The organism is Streptomyces paludis, assembly GCF_003344965.1.
Classification (GTDB): domain Bacteria; phylum Actinomycetota; class Actinomycetes; order Streptomycetales; family Streptomycetaceae; genus Streptomyces; species Streptomyces paludis.
Genome location: NZ_CP031194.1, coordinates 5,509,487 through 5,527,338, shown reverse-complemented (window position 1 = coordinate 5,527,338; position 17,852 = coordinate 5,509,487). Strand labels below are relative to the sequence as shown.

Sequence of the window (17,852 nt, the reverse complement as noted above, 5' to 3'; positions counted from 1 at the left end):
CCTCCAACAGACCACCAAACCGTACCATATGGGACACATGGGCAGGGTGTCCGGCCCGCAGACCCGGCCGAGCAGCAGAACCCGTCCGCCTTCCGGGCACCACAACGCAACGGTGACCAGCGGGGCTTGAGTCGCAACCAACAGCGGACCGTTCGCCGCTGAGCCGGGGCCGCGTCACCCCATTCCTCTGCCGCGTGCCCCGCAGGGCCCACCCGCCCGCCGGACCCTGAACCGAGTGGCAGTACGGCGCCACCTCCTGGGCCCCCCTTCCCCCCGGCCGCCCCTCCCGAAAGCCGCACTTGCGCTGGAGGGACGGGTGTCAAGGGTGGAGCGCAGCGCAATCGGCGCAGCCGACGCGACGAAGGAGCGCCCTTTACACCCGGCCCGGAAGCGCGACACTCAAAGGCTGGAGGGGCGGCCCCACGCCCAACAACCCCCGCCACCGGCACACCCCCGACAGAGTTCCGCTCTGACCCGCACCCGACAACCCCACGGTGCCCAGCGGGGCATGAGTCCCGGCCGCCAAGACAAGACCGGCAAGACCGGCAGCCCTTGGGCCTCGGCCCGCCCCCACCGGACCCTCTCCCTACGCCGCCCGGTCTCCCCCGCCGTCCGGGACCCCCGTCAGGGCCGTTACCACTGGGTCCAGGGCCTGGTGGATTTCCTCGCCGATGGAGCGGAAGAACGTGATGGGCGCGCCGTACGGGTCGTAGACCTCGTCGGCCTCGGCTGTGGGGGCCAGTAGCCAGCCGCGTAGCGCGGCGGCGGCTCGTACCAGGGCGCGGGCTCGTTCTACGACGCCCTCGTCCAGTGGGTCGGGCAGGGTGGCCGGGTCTATGGCGCGTACCAGCCGGGTGAACTCCTTCAGCGTGAAGGTGCGCAGCCCCGCGGAGTGGCCCATGGAGATCACCTGGGCGCGGTGGTCGCGGGTCGCGGTGAGGACGAGATCGGCGCGTATGACGTGCTCGTCGAGCAGCTCCCGGCCGACGAAACCGGTGGCGTCCGCGCCGAAGTCGGCGAGGACGGCCTCGGCGTTGGCCTCCATGGGGGCGCCCTCGTGTCCCCAGGTGCCCGCGCTCTCCACGATCAGCCCGCCGGGGAGCCGCTCCCCCAGGCGGACGCTGAGGGCGTGCCGGTTCAGCCGCTCGGTGATGGGCGAGCGGCAGACGTTGCCGGTACTGACGTGGAGGATGCGGAAGGGAGTGCCGGTGTGTGCGGTCTCCGCTATGCCACGCCCCTCAGGGGCGGTCAATTGGCCACCTCAAGGTCGGGTACCACCTTGCGCAGCTCCTCCGCATCGAGGGCGCCGGCCCGCAACAGCACCGGGACCCGGCCGGTGACATCGACGATGGAGGAGGGGATGTTGGCGGGCGTGGGGCCGCCGTCGAGGTAGACGGAGACGGAGTCCCCCAGCATCTCCTGGGCGGCGTCGCAGTCCTCGGGAGCGGGGTGTCCCGTGAGATTGGCGCTGGAGACGGCCATCGGGCCGACCTCGGTGAGCAGCTCGATCGCGACGGGGTGCAGCGGCATCCGGATGGCGACGGTGCCCCGGGTGTCCCCGAGGTCCCACTGGAGGGACGGCTGGTGCTTGGCGACCAGGGTCAGGGCGCCCGGCCAGAACGCGTCGACCAGCTCCCACGCCTGCTCGGAGAAGTCCGTGACCAGGCCGTGCAGCGTGTTCGGGGAGCCGATCAGCACGGGGGTGGGCATGCTGCGTCCGCGCCCCTTCGCGGTCAGCAGATCGGCGACCGCGTCCGAGCTGAAGGCGTCGGCGCCGATGCCGTAGACCGTATCCGTGGGGAGCACGACCAGCTCGCCGCGGCGGACGGCGGACGCGGCCTCGCGCAGACCCGTGGTGCGGTCAGTAGCGTCGTTGCAGTCGTATCGCCGAGCCATTTAACGGGCCTCCTCGTGCACATACACGGACGGGGTGTTCGAAGCGGAGAGAGTGGAGAGGGCTGAGAAAGTGGAGAAAGTGGGGAACGTCGAGAAACCTGGGATCCGGGACACGGCTGGACCGGGCCCGGAGGCAGAGCAGGAGAGACGGAAGACCGGCCTGCTCACGGCAGAGCCTTGCGCGCGGTCGCGAAGCGCGGGCGCTTGTTCAGGTCGGGGTGGTCGGCCGCGTCGGCCCAGCCCGCCTCCTCGCTGAAGATCCACGGCACCTGGCCGCCCTGCGTGTCCGCGTGCTCGATGACGACGAGCCCGCCGGGCCGCAGCAGCCGGTGCGCGGTGCGCTCGATCCCGCGGATGGTGTCGAGGCCGTCCTCGCCGGAGAAGAGCGCCATCTCGGGGTCGTGGTCGCGGGCCTCGGGGGCGACGTACTCCCACTCGGTGAGCGGGATGTACGGCGGGTTGGAGATGACCAGGTCGACCTGGCCGTCCAGCTCGGGCAGCGCGCTCAGCGCGTCGCCCTGGTGTACGGCGACCCGCGACCCCGCCGCGTTCTTCCGGGTCCAGGCGAGGGCGTCCTCGGACAGCTCCACGGCGTGCACGCGCGAGCGCGGCACCTCCTGGGCCATCGCGAGGGCGATCGCGCCGGAGCCGGAGCACAGGTCGACGACGATCGGCTCGACGACATCCATCGCGCGGACGGCGTCTATGGCCCAGCCGACGACCGATTCGGTCTCCGGGCGCGGTACGAACACCCCCGGCCCGACCTGGAGTTCCAGATAGCGGAAGAAGGCGCGGCCGGTGATGTGCTGGAGCGGCTCGCGGGCCTCGCGGCGGGCGATGGCTTCCCAGTACCGGGCGTCGAAGTCCGCGTCCTTGACGCGGTGCAGCTCTCCCCGCTTGACGCCGTGCACGTACGCGGCGAGTTCCTCCGCGTCGAAGCGCGGCGAGGGCACGCCCGCGTCGGCCAGCCGCTGGGTGGCCTGGGCCACCTCCGCGAGCAGCAGGCTGCGCCGCTGGGAGTCGCTGGTCCCCCCAGAATGTGGCTGCACGCTGGTTCCTCCGGAGTGCGAGAGTCGGTTGCCGGGAGTCGGTTGCCGGTGGTGGTTACTGGGCGGCGGCGAGCTTCGCCGCCGAGTCGGCGTCCACACATGCCTGGATGACGGCGTCCAGCTCTCCGTCGAGCACCTGGTCCAAGTTGTACGCCTTGAAGCCGACGCGGTGGTCGGAGATCCGGTTTTCCGGGAAGTTGTACGTACGGATCTTCTCGGACCGGTCGACGGTACGGACCTGGCTGCGCCGGGCGTCCGCCGCGTTCTTCTCCGCCTCCTCCTGCGCGGCGGCGAGCAGCCGCGAACGCAGGATACGCATGGCCTGCTCCTTGTTCTGGAGCTGGCTCTTCTCGTTCTGGCAGGAGGCGACGACACCGGTCGGCAGATGGGTGATGCGGACGGCGGAGTCGGTGGTGTTGACGGACTGGCCGCCAGGTCCCGAGGAGCGGTAGACGTCGATACGGAGATCGTTGGCGTGGATCTCGACGTCGACCTCCTCGGCCTCGGGCGTGACGAGCACACCGGCGGCGGAGGTGTGGATCCGGCCCTGGGACTCGGTGGAGGGCACGCGCTGTACGCGGTGCACGCCGCCCTCGTACTTCAGCCGCGCCCAGACGCCCTGGCCGGGCTCGGTGGCGCCGTTGCCGCCCTTGGTCTTCACGGCGACCTGGACGTCCTTGTAGCCGCCCAGCTCGGACTCGGTGGCGTCGATGATCTCAGTCTTCCAGCCGACGCGCTCGGCGTACCGCAGATACATCCGCAGCAGGTCGCCGGCGAAGAGCGCCGACTCGTCGCCGCCCGCGCCCGCCTTGACCTCAAGGATCACGTCCTTGTCGTCGCTGGGGTCGCGCGGGACGAGCAGCAGGCGCAGCTTCTCGGTGACCTCTTCGCGCCGCTTCTCCAGCTCCTTGGCCTCGGCGAGGAAGTCCGGGTCGTCGGCGGCGAACTCGCGGGCGGTGGCGATGTCCTCGCCCAGCTGCTTCCAGGAGCGGTACGTGGCGACGATCGGGGTCAGCTCGGCGTAACGCTTGTTGAGCTTGCGCGCGTTGCCCTGGTCCGCGTGGACCGACGGGTCGGCGAGCTTCTTCTCCAGATCGGCGTGCTCGCCGATCAGTTCCTCGACCGCCTCGAACATTCGGGGGCTCCTGGTTTCGTACGTAAGAAGTGCTGCGAGAGTGCTGCGAAGGTGCTTCGGGACGCCAAAGCGCCGGTCCCGACGCCCCGGTCGATCGGGGCGCCGGGAACCGGCGCGGAAGGCTCGCTACTTCTTGGCGGCGGCAGCGGCCTTGCCGAAGCGGGCCTCGAAGCGGGCCACGCGGCCACCGGTGTCGAGGATCTTCTGCTTGCCCGTGTAGAACGGGTGGCACTCGGAGCACAGGTCGGCGCGGATGGAGCCGCTCTCGATGGTGCTGCGGGTGACGAACGACGCGCCACAGGTGCAGCTGACCTGGGTCTCGACGTACGTGGGGTGGATGTCGCGCTTCAAGGGGTTCTCCTAGTTTCGGGAGGGCGCCGGGTCGCACGCGCGGAGTTGCTCGTACGTGAACCGGGGCCGACGTACCAGTCTGCCAGGACCGGCCGCATCTGCCCAAACCGGGGTGCGGCGGAAAGTATTCCCGCGGGCCGGTCCGGCGGCCGGGTGGGCCGGCCCGGCGGCTGAGCGGCCCGCTCAGCCGCCGGTGACCACGCCGTGCGCCGGCCCCTTGTCCCCGGCGGAGTCCCTGGTCACGGAGGCGGGGATCGGTTTGTCCTGCTTGAGGGCCGTCCAGACCTGCTGGGAGGCGGCCGGGAGGGCGAGGACGCGGTTCGGGTCGGCGGGGTCGTACCGTACCGGCAGGGTGATCATGTGGACGTCCTTGGCGCCGAGGTGCTGGAGGCCGTCGGCGAAGCCGATCAGCGCGTTCACCGAGGCGAGCTGGGAGTCCGGGGTGATGGCCTTGGTGGCGGTGTCGGCGAGGTCGTACAGCTTTTTGGGGCTGCTCAAGACGCCGATGCTCTTGACCTGCTCGATGAGCGCCTTGACGAACGCCTGCTGGAGCTGGATACGGCCGAGGTCGCTGCCGTCCCCGACGCCGTGCCGGGTCCGTACCAGCGCGAGGGACTGCTCACCGTTGAGGGTGTGGGTGCCGGCGGCGAGCTTGAGATGGCTCTTGGGGTCGTCGATCGACTGGGCGGTGGTGATCTTCACGCCGCCCAGCTCGTCGATGAGCTTCTTGAAGCCGGTGAAATCGACCTCGATGTAGTGGTCCATGCGGATGCCGGACATCTGCTCGACGGTCTTGACCGCGCAGGCGGGGCCGCCGACCTCGTACGCCGCGTTGAACATCGACAGCTGCTGCCCGGGGATCGTGTTGCCCTTGCTGTCGGTGCAGTCGGGGCGGTCGACCAGGGTGTCGCGCGGTATGGAGACGATGCTGGCGGTCTTGTGGCCCTTGTAGACGTGGACGACCATCGCCGTGTCCGAGCGTCCGTTGCCGCCGTCGCTCCTGCCGTACGAGGCGTTCGCGCCGGCCCGGGAGTCCGAGCCGAGGACGAGGATGTCCTCCGAGCCGTTGTCGACGTTGGCGGGGCGGTCGCGGCCGAGCATGGCGTTGATGTCGACGCCCTTGATGTTGCCGTCGAGCTTGAAATAGACGTATCCGAGTCCGGACCCGCCGACGAGCACCAGTGCGGCGGCCGACCAGGCCACCGCGGTCGCCGCGCGGCGCCGCGTGGACGTCTGTTCGCGGCGGTGGCCGCCGCCGCGTATTCGGCCGCTGTTGCGGTCGCTCATGAGCCGTCCCTCTGTGTCTGTTGTCGTCCTGCGTCCCCGGCTGCCTCCTGCCGTGGTGGTGACGAGGCGCACTATGTCGCCACTTGTACAGACAGTGAAGCATCCGGAAGGGTTCCCCAGCACGCGCAGGAGGACACCGGATGTGGGAAAGGTCTCCGGCCCGGCGCCGGCCCCCGGACGCGGAAAATCCGCCCCGCGCCGGAGCGGCGGGACGGATTTTCCGTACGGTACGGCTGCTGAGGCCGCGGTCAGTCGTTTCCGTTGCCACCAGGGGTCGTCTTCTGGATCTGGAGCAGGAACTCGGCGTTCGACTTCGTCTTCTTCATCTTGTCGACGAGCAGCTCGATCGCCTGCTGCTGGTCGAGCGCGTGCAGCACCCGGCGCAGCTTCCAGACCACGGCCAGCTCGTCGCTGCCGAGGAGGATCTCTTCCTTGCGGGTGCTGGACGCGTCCACGTCCACCGCCGGGAAGATGCGCTTGTCCGAGAGCTTCCGGTCGAGCCGCAGCTCCATGTTGCCGGTGCCCTTGAACTCCTCGAAGATGACCTCGTCCATACGGGATCCGGTCTCGACCAGCGCGGTCGCCAGGATGGTCAGCGAGCCGCCGTCCTCGATGTTGCGCGCGGCACCGAAGAAGCGCTTCGGCGGGTAGAGCGCGGTCGAGTCGACACCACCGGAGAGGATGCGGCCCGAGGCGGGCGCCGCGAGGTTGTACGCGCGGCCCAGACGGGTGATCGAGTCCAGCAGGACGACCACGTCGTGACCCAGCTCCACAAGGCGCTTGGCGCGCTCGATGGCCAGCTCGGCGACGGTGGTGTGGTCCTCGGCGGGCCGGTCGAAGGTCGAGGAGATGACCTCGCCCTTGACCGACCGCTGCATGTCGGTGACTTCTTCCGGGCGCTCGTCGACGAGGACGACCATCAGATGGCACTCGGGGCTGTTGACCGTGATCGCGTTGGCGATGGCCTGGAGGATCATGGTCTTGCCGGTCTTCGGCGGGGCCACGATCAGACCGCGCTGGCCCTTGCCGATGGGGGCGACCAGGTCGATGATGCGCGTCGTCGTGACGCCCGGGTCGGTCTCCAGGCGGAGCCTGTCCTGCGGGTAGAGCGGCGTCAGCTTCTGGAACTCGGGACGGCCCCGGCCGGAGTCGGCGGCCATGCCGTTGGCGGAGTCGAGCCGGACCAGCGCGTTGAACTTCTCGCGGCGCTCGCCGTCCTTGGGCTGGCGCACGGCGCCGGTGACGTGGTCACCCTTGCGCAGGCCGTTCTTACGGACCTGGGCGAGCGACACGTACACGTCGTTCGGGCCCGGCAGGTAGCCGGAGGTCCGGATGAACGCGTAGTTGTCGAGGATGTCGAGGATGCCCGCGACGGGGATCAGCACATCGTCGTCCGCGACCTGCGGCTCGCCGGGGCCGAACTCGTCGCGCCCACGACGGCCGCGGCGGTCGCGGTAGCGCCCGCGCCGGCCGCGCCGGCCGCCCGCCTCGTCGTCGAAGTCGTCCTGCGGGCCGTTGTTCGGGGCGCTCTGGCCGACGTTCTGGCCACCGCGGTTGTCGCCGCGGCCCTCGCCCCGGCCCTCACGGTTGTCGCGCTGCTGACGGCCGGCGGAGCCCTGCTGCTGGCCGCCCTGCTGGTCGTCGCCCTTGCCGCGGCGGTCGCGCTGGCGGTCCCTGCGGTCGCCGCGCTCGCGGTCACCGCGCTCGCCGCGCTGAGCGCGGTCCTGGCGGTCGCCGCGGCGGCCGTCGGCCTCGCCCTGGGCTGCGGCGCCGCCGGAGACGGAGACGGCGGCCTCGGCCTTGGCGTCGGGCCCCGCGTCGGTCCTGACCTCGGCGGGCGCCTCGGTCTTGGCCTCCGCCTTGGTCTCGGGGCTGCCGGCCTGCGCGGTGGCCCGGCGGCGACGGCGCTCGCCCGCGGGCTGGTCGTCGCTGGCGGGCTGGCCCGGGATGTCGATCTGCTGCTGCGCCGTGGCCTGCTCGGCCTGGTCGGCCTTCGGCTCGGTGGCGGCAGCGGCGTCGCCCGTACGGGCCTTGGAGGTGGCGCGGCGCTTCGGCTTGGTCTCGGCGTCGGCGCCATTGCTGTCGGCGGCCCGGGCGGCGGACGGCGAGCCGGCCTGCGCTTCCTTGATGACCTCGATCAGCTGGCTCTTGCGCATCCGCGCGGTGCCCCTGATGCCGAGGCCCGACGCGACCTGCTGCAACTCGGCCAGAACCATGCCGTCGAGGCCGGTGCCGGAGCGGCGGCGCCGTGCGGTGGTGCCAGTGGCAGCACCTTCGGCGGGCGCGGTGGTGTCGACACTGCTGTCGGCAGTCACGCCCATCAGATCGGTGGTGTCGCTCACGAAGGGTCCTTCCCTGGAGCGGACGTCGGCCTTCTGGCTCGGCGACCGGTTGTGCTGTCCGGCTGCGGTCCCATCTTGTGGACCGGGCCGGGGCGGTGGTCCCGCCGGGTACGGCGGAGAAATCCTGCGAACGTGCAAAACGTGCGTACGTGCCATGGGTCCGGCCCTAGATCCCCTGCTCCGGCCCATCCATAGGGAGAACGAAGGGTGTCGCGCCGGTTCCGGTGCGTGCTCAAAACTGCTCAGGCAGGCTGCTCAGGCAGTTGGGGAGGCTCCCGGAAGAAGGGTGGTCCCGAATCGGGACACGAAGCACCGCGCCTGAAAGACGTCGGTTGCAGACTTGAGGTTAACACTACCGGCTCCAACAAACATTCCCCCTCTCACTCACCGGCAATCACTCGGCTCTACGAGCCGAGCGGCAGAACACTCGCTCCCGCGGCATCGAGGGAGAGCCGGTGGGCGGCCCATCCCTCCCCCGCCAGCCGTACGACCTTGTCGGCCGCGCCGTCCTCGACCAGCGCGAGGACCGTGGGGCCCGCGCCGGAGACCACGGCCGGGACACCGTCCGCGCGCAGCCGGTTGACCAGCGCCAGGCTCCGCGGCATGGCCGGCGTCCGGTAGTCCTGGTGCAGCCGGTCCTCGGTGGCGGGCAGCAGCAGTTCGGGGCGTCTGGTCATGGCCTCGACGAGCAGCGCCGCGCGGCCGGCGTTGGCGGCGGCGTCCACATGGGGGACGGTGCGCGGCAGCAGTCCGCGGGCGGTCTCGGTCAGTACGGCCTTGCCGGGCACGAAAACCACCGGAACGATGGAATCGACGGGATCCATCCTGATGGCGCGGGCCGCGCCGCCGTCCATCCAGGCCAGCGTGAAGCCGCCGAGCAGACAGGCGGCGACATTGTCGGGGTGGCCCTCGATCTCGGTCGCCAGCTCCAGCAGCGCCGCGTCGTCGAGCCGGGCGTCCCCGCCTATCGTGACGGCCCGCGCGGCGACGATGCCGGCGCAGATCGCCGCGGAGGAGGAGCCGAGTCCGCGGCCGTGCGGAATGCGGTTCGCGCAGACGACCTCCAGGCCGCGCGGCTGTCCGCCGAGCAGGTCGAAGGCGGTGCGCAGGGAGCGTACGAGCAGATGGTCCTCGTCACGGGGAAGCGTCTCGGCGCCCTCACCCGCGATGTCGACGTGCAGTCCGGAATCGGCGACGCGGACGACCACATCGTCGTAGAGCCCCAGCGACAGGCCCAGGGCGTCGAAGCCCGGGCCGAGATTGGCGCTGGTGGCGGGGGTGCGCACCCGTACGGCGGCGGCGCGGAACGCGGGACCGGCCATCGCTTCGACGACTCTCCTTGTGCTGCGGATGGGATTCCCGCGCGAGGTGCGGGACATAGAAACGCCCGAGGGCGAACAGCGGCATCAACACCACGCGGCATATGCGGCGGGCGGGATTGAGTACAGCCTATCCAAGGTTCGTTCCGCCGCGACATAGGGCGCACAGGAGGCGCACGATGCGTGTCGCGGGGCTCCTGTGCGCCTTTGTCGGGTCTTGCCGTACTTCGGGCGGCGCCGTATGTCAGCCGGTGCCGCCGTACGCCGTCGGGATCAGGACGTGAGCCCGAGGCGCTCCGCCGCGACGGCCGCGTCGATCGGGACCGTGACGGGCTGCGGGGCGCCGGCGACCGCCCAGTCGGGGTCCTTGAGGCCGTTTCCGGTGACGGTGCAGACGATGCGCTGGCCGGGGTCGACCAGGCCCGCGTCGGCGGCCTTGAGCAGACCGGCCACCGAGGCGGCCGAGGCGGGCTCCACGAAGACGCCCTCCTGCGCGGCCAACAGCCGGTAGGCGGACAGGATCTGGCGGTCCGTCACCTCGTCGATGAGACCGCCCGACTCGTCGCGGGCCGTCAGCGCGTACTGCCAGGACGCCGGGTTGCCGATACGGATCGCGGTGGCGACGGTGTGCGGGTCCTTGACGACCTCGCCGCGCACGATGGGCGCGGAACCGGACGCCTGGAAGCCCCACATGCGCGGGGTGCGCGACGCGGGCCCACCAGCGGCGTACTCGGTGTAACCCTTCCAGTAGGCCGTGATGTTGCCGGCGTTCCCGACGGGCAGGACATGGATGTCGGGGGCGTCGCCGAGGGCGTCCACGATCTCGAAGGCGGCCGTCTTCTGGCCCTCGATCCGTACCGGGTTGACCGAATTGACCAGCGCTACCGGGAAGTTGTCCGAAAGTGAGCGGGCCAGCGTCAGGCAGTCGTCGAAGTTCCCCTCGACCTGGAGGATCTTCGCCCCGTGCACGAGCGCCTGGCCCATCTTGCCGAGCGCGATCTTGCCCTGCGGTACGAGGACGGCGCAGACCATTCCGGCCCGTACGGCATAGGCGGCGGCCGAGGCGGAGGTGTTGCCGGTGGAGGCGCAGATGACCGCCTTGGCGCCCTCCTCCTTGGCCCGGGTGATGGCCATGGTCATGCCACGGTCCTTGAAGGAGCCGGTCGGGTTGGCGCCCTCGACCTTGAGATGCACCTCACAGCCGGTCCGCTCGGAGAGCACCTGCGCGGGCACGAGCGGCGTACCGCCCTCGCGGAGCGTGACCACGGGCGTCGTGTCCGTGACCGGCAGGCGGTGCCGGTACTCCTCGATGATGCCGCGCCACTGGTGGGTGCCCTCACGGGTGCCATTGCTGGTCATGGGTCCCTTACTCCCCTTCAACACGCATGATGCTGGCGACACCGCGTACGGTGTCGAGCTTGCGCAGCGCTTCGACGGTCCCCGAGAGGGCCGCGTCCGGCGCGCGGTGGGTGACGACGACGAGGGATGCCTCGCCGCCTCCGTCCGCCCGGCCTTTCTGCCGGACGGTGTCGATCGATACGCCGTGCTCGGCGAAGACCGTCGCGACCTGGGCGAGCACGCCCGGCTTGTCGGCCACGTCGAGGCTGATGTGGTACCGCGTCACCACGTCGCCCATGGGGCTCACCGGCAGCCGGGTGTACGCGGACTCGCCGGGGCCCGTCGCCCCGGCCAGCTTGTTGCGGCAGACCGCGACGAGGTCGCCGAGGACCGCGGAGGCCGTCGGGGAACCGCCGGCGCCGGGCCCGTAGAACATCAGCTGGCCGGCCGCCGCCGCCTCGACGAAGACCGCGTTGTACGCCTCGCGCACCGAGGCCAGCGGGTGGCTGAGCGGGATCATCGCCGGGTGGACGCGGGCGGTGACGGACCTGCCGTCGGCGGCGCGCTCGCAGATGGCGAGCAGCTTGACCGTGCAGCCCATCTGCTTGGCGGAGGCGAGATCGGCGGAGGTGACCTCCGTGATGCCCTCGCGGTGGACGTCGTCGAGCCGGACCCGGGTGTGGAAGGCGATCCCGGCGAGGATGGCGGCCTTGGCGGCGGCGTCGAAGCCCTCCACGTCGGCGGTCGGGTCGGCCTCCGCGTAACCGAGGGCGGTGGCCTCGTCGAGCGCCTCGGAGTAGCCGGCGCCCGCGGTGTCCATCCGGTCGAGGATGAAGTTCGTCGTGCCGTTGACGATGCCGAGGACCCGGTTGACGGTGTCCCCGGCGAGGGACTCGCGCAGCGGCCTGATCAGCGGGATCGCGCCCGCGACGGCCGCCTCGAAGTACAGGTCCCGGCCGTGCCGCTCGGCGGCCTCGTACAGCGTCGTGCCGTCCTCGGCGAGCAGCGCCTTGTTGGCGGAGACGACCGACGCGCCGTGCTCGAACGCGGTGGTGATCAGCGCGCGGGCGGGCTCGATGCCGCCGATGACCTCGATGACCACATCGATGTCACCGCGCTTGACCAGCGCGGTGGCGTCGGTGGTGATCAGCGCCGGGTCGATCCCCGCGCGCACCTTGGCGGGCCGGCGGACGGCGACCCCGGCCAGCTCGACCGGGGCGCCGATCCTCGCCGTGAGGTCGTCGGCGTGCGTCGTCATGATGCGCGCCACCTCTGAGCCGACCACACCACAGCCCAGCAGCGCCACCTTCAACGGACGCGTACGCATCATCCGACCTACGCCTTTCATCCAACACAGCCGTTTCGAGCATTTCGAGCATGTCGCGCATGAAGCAGTGCGAACCAGTCTCACTCACCGGACGGGACTTTCTGCCATTCGTCCAGATTACGAGACATGTATTTCATTCTCCGACGTCGAGCCGCAGCAGATCTTCCTCCGTCTCACGCCGGACGATCACCCGCGCCCCGCCGTCCTTGACAGCCACGACCGGCGGCCGGAGCGCGTGGTTGTAGTTGCTCGCCATCGAGCGGCAGTACGCGCCGGTGGCGGGCACGGCGACCAGGTCACCGGGCGCCAGGTCGGCGGGCAGGAACGCGTCCCGTACGACGATGTCACCGCTCTCGCAGTGCTTGCCGACGACCCGGGCCAGCATCGGCTCGGCGTCGGAGCGGCGGGAGACGAGCGCCACGCTGTACTCGGCGTCATACAGCGCCGTACGGATGTTGTCGGACATGCCACCGTCCACACTGACATACGTGCGGAGCCCTTCGAGCGGCTTGATCGTGCCGACCTCGTACAGCGTGAAGGCCGTGGGGCCGACGATGGCGCGGCCCGGCTCGACGGAGATCCGGGGGGTGGCGAGCCCGGCGGACTCGCACTCACGGGTGACGATGTCGCTGAGCGCCTTGGCGATGTCGTACGGCTCGCGCGGGTCGTCCTCCGAGGTGTACGCGATGCCGAGGCCGCCGCCGAGGTCGATCTCGGGCAGCTCGACGCCGTGCTCGTCGCGGACCTCGGCGAGCAGCTGGACGACGCGGCGGGCGGAGACCTCGAAGCCCGCCATGTCGAAGATCTGCGAGCCGATGTGCGAGTGGATTCCGGTCAGTTCGAGGTCGTCGAGGGCGAGCGTCCGGCGGACCGCCTCGGCGGCCTGCCCGCCGGCCAGCGCGATACCGAACTTCTGGTCCTCGTGCGCGGTCGCGATGAACTCGTGCGTGTGCGCCTCGACACCGACGGTGACCCGGATCTGCACGGGCTGGCGGCGGCCGAGACGGCGCGCGGTGTGCGCGACCCGGACGATCTCCTGGAAGGAGTCGAGGACGATCCGGCCGACCCCGGCGGAGACGGCGCGCTCGATCTCCTCGTCGGACTTGTTGTTGCCGTGGAAGGCGATGCGCTCGGCGGGCATCCCGGCGGCCAGCGCGGTCGCCAGCTCGCCCCCGGAGCACACGTCGAGGTTGAGCCCCTCCTCGTGCAGCCAGCGCACCACGGCGCGGGAGAGGAACGCCTTGCCCGCGTAGTACACATCGGCGTCGGCGCCGAAGGCGTCCGCCCAGGCGCGGCAGCGGGCGCGGAAGTCGGCCTCGTCGAGGAAGTACGCCGGGGTGCCGAACTCCTCGGCCAGCCGGGTCACTTGGATGCCGCCGACGGTGGCCACCCCGTCGTCGTCGCGGGCGACCGTACGCGCCCAGACCTTCGGGTCCAGGACGTTGAGGTCGGCGGCGGGCGCCGTGTAGTGGCCCTCGGGGAGTACGTCGCCGTGGCGGGGACCTGCGGGGTGTGCGGAACGGCTCATGTTCGTGGCTCTCTTGGCTCTCGTGGTTCGCGCGGTTTACACGTGGTTCGCATGGTTCACGTGGCCCGCTCAGAGGTGTTCGGGTGCGTCGATGCCGAGCAGGGACAGGCCGCCGGCCAGCACGGCCCCGGCGGCGGCGGCGAGCGCCAGCCGGGAGCGGTGGGCGGCCGAGGGTTTCTCGTCGCCGAACGGCAGCGGGGGAAGCGTCTCCTGGCAGCGCAGAAACGCCTCCGCGGTGTGTTCGAGATGGCGGGCGAGCCGGTCGGGCGCGCGGAGCCGGGCGGCGGCCTCCAGGGTGGCTGGATGGTCGCCGAGGGCGGTGAGCAGGGCGCTGTGGGCGTCCTCGCGCTCCTCGTAGCCGGGGGTGATGCCGAGGTGCGCGGCGTTCCGCGCGAGGGCGCGTGCGCGGGCGTGCGCGTAGCGCGTACGGAAGAGGGGGTTGGCGTCGCGCTGCACGAGCAGCGCGGGCGCCTCGGCCGGCCCGAGCGGCGGCCGGTCATGGGCGGCGGGCCGCAGGAGCGCCCAGCGCAGGGCGTCGGGCCCGAGCCGGGCGAGGTGGTCGAGGTGGTCGAGGTGGTCGCTGCCGCGGGGCGCGGGGACGGGCCGGAGGGTCTCGGCGCCCGGGACGGTCTCCGTGGTGACGGTGACGGTGGCGCCCTGGGTACGGAGCAGGTCGGCGACGGTACGGATCCAGACGCCGGCCCGCAGCTCGTCGGCGGGCGCGAGGGCCACGGCCGTACCGGCGAGGGCGGTGCCGTGTCCGTACCGCGGCCCCTCCCGCAGGACGGTGCGGACGAGGTCGGCGGCGGTGTCGCGGGCGGTGGAGCGGGCGAGGGTGAAGTTGAGGAACCCGGGCCCGGTGATCTCGATCCGCTCGACGGCCCGCCCGACCCCGGGATCGGCCACGAGCCGCTCGCGCAGCATCCCGGCGACGTCGCGCGGCGACCGCCCGGCCGGGCGCGCGAGCCGCAGGGCGACGCCGGTGGCGTAGTCCCCGCTGCCGCCGGGCCGCGACCGCTCGACGACGACCCGCTCGGGCACGGGCCCGGGCAGGGCATCGTCCGCGACCGCACGGCACACGGCGTGCCGCACGGTTCGGGACAGCTCTGCGGGGGTCACAGGACCAGCGTACGGGCGGAGGGGGGTCGCTCCGCCAGCCGGTTCCGCGATGCGGTCACGCCTCCCGGCGGGGGGCCGTGGTCTTTGGCGGTGAGGGTGGCGGCCGGCACGTTCGGTGCCGGGGGTGCCGGGGGTGCCGGGGGTGCCAGGGGTGCCAGGGGCCGGGGCACGTCCGGTGCCGGGGGCCGGGGCACTCCGGAGGCGCATCCCCGGATGCATGCTGTGCTTTCCCGGGGGACACCCCCGGACCCCCGAACGCCGCGTGCGGCATATCGGCCGACTGCATGCGCGTTCAGCGGCACAAATCACGCTCTACATCCGGGGACGTCACCTCCTGCGACCCCGGCCCCCTCCGCCCGGTGGACGGCCCGCGCCCAGACGTCCCGGGCTCGGCCCGGTGGGTCTGTGCGGGCGGGGAAGGGGGCACCGCAGGGGGTGCGTGTCCGGACGTAAAGCGCGATTTGTGCCGCTGAGCGAGACCCGCGGGTACGGTCCGGCCCGCACGCGGCGTAAATCGTGCAGTCCGGGCGCGTGCCACCGGAGGGGACCCCGGCAACAACCCGCACGTACCCACCGGGCTTAGCCCAAGACGGACGACGGCCCCTCGCCGGGAGACGGCCCCGTGCAGTCCGGGCATGCGCCACCGGAGGGGCACCCGGCGACAACCCGCACGTGTGCACCGGGCTTAGCCCAAGACGGACGACGGCCCCTCGCCGGGAGGCGCACCGCCGGGAGGCGGTCACGCGTGGGTGGAGCCCGCTCCTCGGCCCGCGCCGTATCTGCCGTCCCAGGACGACGACCCCTGCGGGGTCTCCCGGCGGGAGAGACGGTCGACGAGTCGGACCAGCTCCGCCGGTTCGAACGGCTTCGCCAGGAAGGCGTCGACCCCGGCCGTCAGACCGGCTTCCACCTCGTGCTGCGTACAGGCGCTGATGATCGCGATCGGCAGCGGACGGGTGCGCGGATCGGCGCGCAGCCGCGCGGCGGTGCGCATCCCGTCGAGCCGGGGCATCACCACGTCGAGGGTGATGACATCGGGCTGCACGTCGTGCACGACCTCCAGGCATTCGGCACCATCGGCCGCGGTCACGACCTCGAACCCCTCAAGCTCAAGGTTGACCCTGATCAGTTGCCGGATGACTCGGTTGTCATCGACAACGAGCACTCGGCCGGACGCCCCGGACACCACTTGAGAGTAGGTCCGATCCCACCGCCGCGTCCGGGTTTTGCCCACTTCCACCCGGCGCGGACCGCGGACACGCGCCCCTCCCGCCCCCGTACCTGCCTGGATACTCTCTCGGGCATGGAGCAGAACGAAGTCGTCCTCAGGGCCATCGGAATCCTCACCCAGTCCGCCGAGTGGGTCAGGAGCACCGGCCCGGAGGCGGAGCCCGGCACCGGAGACCGCGCCGCCGGGGAGCGGCCCGCCGTACCGGGGGCGGGTCAGATCGGCTCGCTGCTCGCGGAGGTCTTCCCGTCGTTCACGGTCTCCCCCGAGGCCACCCCGCTGGAGGCGGCCCACGCGGTGACGGAGGCGGCGCTGCCCGCCGTCATGCGGCTGATCGGCGCGTTCTCGTACGTGTACGCCGAGCTGGCCCGGGTGCACGACAGCGGCCGTACGGACATCACCTCGGAGGAGCTGCTGCGGGAGCTGGCGCTGCGGATGCAGCGTCCGGCCGACGGGGCGTGAGCCGGCGCGCGAGAAGCAGGCCCGCCACCGCGAGGGCCGCGGTGAACGCGAAGGTCCACAGCAGGGCGGCCCGGGTGGTGGCGCCGTGGTGGCCGGCGAGGGCGAGCGCGGCGCCGCCGAGGCCCGCGACAAGCGCGGTGGCGAGCGTCTGGGCGAGCTGAAGGGCGCCGCTGATCTCGCCCTGCCGGCCGGGCGGCGTCTGCTCCATCGTCTCCGTGGTGGACGCGTTGAACGCGACCCCCATGCCGGCGCCGCCGATCGCCCAGCCGAGTACGGCGATCCAGGCGGGTACGGAGTCGGCCAGCACCGCCGTCGCCGTCACGGCCACCCCGCCGAGCAGCAGCGCGAAGCCGAGCGTCACCCCGGCGGTACGGCTCCCGGGGCGCGCGAGGGGCCCGGCATCGCGGCGCGCCTGGAACAGCGAGCCGAGCACCCAGGTGATCGCGCCCGCCGAGAGGCCGAGCCCGGCGGCCGTGGGGCTCAGCCCGCGCAGCTCCTGGAGGCCCAGCGGCAGGAACGCCTCGCTCCCGAAGTAGACCCCGCACAGCAGCCCGCGCAGCGCGACACCCGCGCCGAGCCCCGGCCGGGCGGTGAGGGTGCCGCCGGGGGTGACGCGGCGCAGGGCGGGCACGGCGAGGGCGATCCCGGCCACGGAGAGCACGGCGAGGAGTACGAGGTCGCGCAGCAGCAGCGCCTGGAGGAGCAGTCCCGTACCGGCCGTGAGCAGGATGGAACTGGCCAACAGCCCCTTCCACCAAGGGATTTCGACGGTACGGGCCGGGGTGGTCCGGTCGGTTCCCGCCGCCTCTCCTGCTTCTGCCTCTGCCGCCCGTACGCGCCGTACCGCCGAGAGGGTCAGCGCGGCGGCGACGGCCACCAGCGGCAGCATCAGCAGGAACACCGCGCGCCAGCCCACCCGGTCGGCGAGGGAACCCGCGACGACCGGGCCGACCAGGGACGGAATCGTCCACGCGGAGGAGAGCAGCGCGAACATCCGCGCGCGCAGCCGCTCCGGGTAGGCGAGGCCGACCACCGTGTACGCCATGGCCATGATGACGCCGACGCCCAGCCCCTGCCCGACCCGGCCGAGGAGGAACAGCGGCCACGAGCCGGCGGTCCCGGCCAGCGCGCAGCCCGCCGCGAAGAGCAGCATGCCCAGCGCGAGCGGCCGGGCGGGCCCCAAGCGGTCGGCGGCGCGGCCCGCGAGCACGGTGGCGACGATGTTGGCGAGCATCAGCGCGGACAGCCCCCAGCCGTACGCGCCCAGGCCGTCGAGGCTCCGGGCGATACCGGGCAGGACGGTGGCCACCCCGAGCGACTCGAAGGCGACCATGCCGACGGAGAGGATCACCCCGAGGGTGAGGGCCCGGTGGGGCGGCGCGAAGACGCTCCCGGCGGGGGCGGGTGGATCGGCGGGCGGATCTGTTTGCGCGGGCATGGCGGCTCCTCGAATTACGTTCCGTTACGGCAT

15 protein-coding genes are annotated in these 17,852 nt (G+C 72.0%); 1 reads left to right on the top strand and 14 read right to left on the bottom strand.

The features are described 5' to 3' along the window. Positions 1 to 586 precede the first annotated feature (586 nt). From DVK44_RS24455 to DVK44_RS24390, 13 genes are all read right to left on the bottom strand, one after another. Positions 587 to 1,252: an arsenate reductase/protein-tyrosine-phosphatase family protein gene (locus DVK44_RS24455; protein ID WP_114661817.1), complete on the bottom strand. Its 666-nt coding sequence runs from the start codon at positions 1,250 to 1,252 to the stop codon at positions 587 to 589. Then, positions 1,249 to 1,896: an L-threonylcarbamoyladenylate synthase gene (locus tag DVK44_RS24450; protein ID WP_114661815.1), complete on the bottom strand. Its 648-nt coding sequence runs from the start codon at positions 1,894 to 1,896 to the stop codon at positions 1,249 to 1,251. The genes DVK44_RS24455 and DVK44_RS24450 overlap by 4 nt, the downstream gene beginning before the upstream one ends. Positions 1,897 to 2,060: 164 nt before the next feature. Beyond that, a complete protein-coding gene (gene prmC, locus DVK44_RS24445; RefSeq protein ID WP_181957515.1) occupies positions 2,061 to 2,945 on the bottom strand; it encodes a peptide chain release factor N(5)-glutamine methyltransferase in 885 nt (294 codons plus the stop codon). Between the two features lie 55 nt (positions 2,946 to 3,000). After that, entirely contained in the window at positions 3,001 to 4,080 is a 1,080-nt protein-coding gene (gene prfA / locus DVK44_RS24440) for a peptide chain release factor 1 (protein WP_114661811.1), read from the bottom strand. A gap of 126 nt (positions 4,081 to 4,206) precedes the next feature. Next, entirely contained in the window at positions 4,207 to 4,431 is a 225-nt protein-coding gene (gene rpmE, locus DVK44_RS24435) for a 50S ribosomal protein L31 (RefSeq protein WP_114661809.1), read from the bottom strand. A gap of 183 nt (positions 4,432 to 4,614) precedes the next feature. After that, positions 4,615 to 5,718, bottom strand: a complete 1,104-nt coding sequence (locus DVK44_RS24430; RefSeq protein ID WP_114661807.1) for an LCP family protein — start codon at positions 5,716 to 5,718, stop codon at positions 4,615 to 4,617. A 248-nt stretch (positions 5,719 to 5,966) separates the two neighbouring features. Next, the gene (gene rho / locus DVK44_RS24425; RefSeq protein WP_114661805.1) at positions 5,967 to 8,060 is read right to left on the bottom strand and encodes a transcription termination factor Rho; all 2,094 of its coding nucleotides are present in this window, start codon (positions 8,058 to 8,060) and stop codon (positions 5,967 to 5,969) included. A 404-nt stretch (positions 8,061 to 8,464) separates the two neighbouring features. After that, positions 8,465 to 9,382: a homoserine kinase gene (thrB, locus tag DVK44_RS24420; RefSeq protein WP_114661803.1), complete on the bottom strand. Its 918-nt coding sequence runs from the start codon at positions 9,380 to 9,382 to the stop codon at positions 8,465 to 8,467. Between the two features lie 270 nt (positions 9,383 to 9,652). Next, a complete protein-coding gene (gene thrC / locus DVK44_RS24415; RefSeq protein WP_114661801.1) occupies positions 9,653 to 10,738 on the bottom strand; it encodes a threonine synthase in 1,086 nt (361 codons plus the stop codon). Positions 10,739 to 10,745: 7 nt separating this feature from the next. Continuing rightward, positions 10,746 to 12,047 carry a homoserine dehydrogenase gene (locus DVK44_RS24410; protein WP_114661799.1) on the bottom strand — a complete coding sequence of 434 codons (1,302 nt, stop codon included), beginning with the start codon at positions 12,045 to 12,047 and terminating at the stop codon, positions 10,746 to 10,748. Positions 12,048 to 12,177: 130 nt separating this feature from the next. After that, complete coding sequence (gene lysA, locus DVK44_RS24405) at positions 12,178 to 13,572, bottom strand: diaminopimelate decarboxylase (protein WP_114661797.1); 1,395 nt, start codon at positions 13,570 to 13,572, stop codon at positions 12,178 to 12,180. Positions 13,573 to 13,641: 69 nt separating this feature from the next. Continuing rightward, a complete protein-coding gene (nrtL, locus tag DVK44_RS24400) occupies positions 13,642 to 14,691 on the bottom strand; it encodes an ArgS-related anticodon-binding protein NrtL (RefSeq protein WP_114661795.1) in 1,050 nt (349 codons plus the stop codon). Positions 14,692 to 15,430: 739 nt separating this feature from the next. Beyond that, positions 15,431 to 15,931, bottom strand: a complete 501-nt coding sequence (locus DVK44_RS24390) for a response regulator (protein WP_114661793.1) — start codon at positions 15,929 to 15,931, stop codon at positions 15,431 to 15,433. A gap of 63 nt (positions 15,932 to 15,994) precedes the next feature. Between DVK44_RS24390 and DVK44_RS24385 the strand changes: the two genes are divergently transcribed. Then, a complete protein-coding gene (locus tag DVK44_RS24385; RefSeq protein ID WP_114661791.1) occupies positions 15,995 to 16,381 on the top strand; it encodes a hypothetical protein in 387 nt (128 codons plus the stop codon). On the opposite strand, the gene DVK44_RS24380 is transcribed toward DVK44_RS24385, so the two are convergent. Then, positions 16,317 to 17,819 carry an MFS transporter gene (locus tag DVK44_RS24380; protein WP_114661789.1) on the bottom strand — a complete coding sequence of 501 codons (1,503 nt, stop codon included), beginning with the start codon at positions 17,817 to 17,819 and terminating at the stop codon, positions 16,317 to 16,319. The two genes, DVK44_RS24385 and DVK44_RS24380, sit on opposite strands and share 65 nt — an antisense overlap. Positions 17,820 to 17,852: the final 33 nt, after the last annotated feature.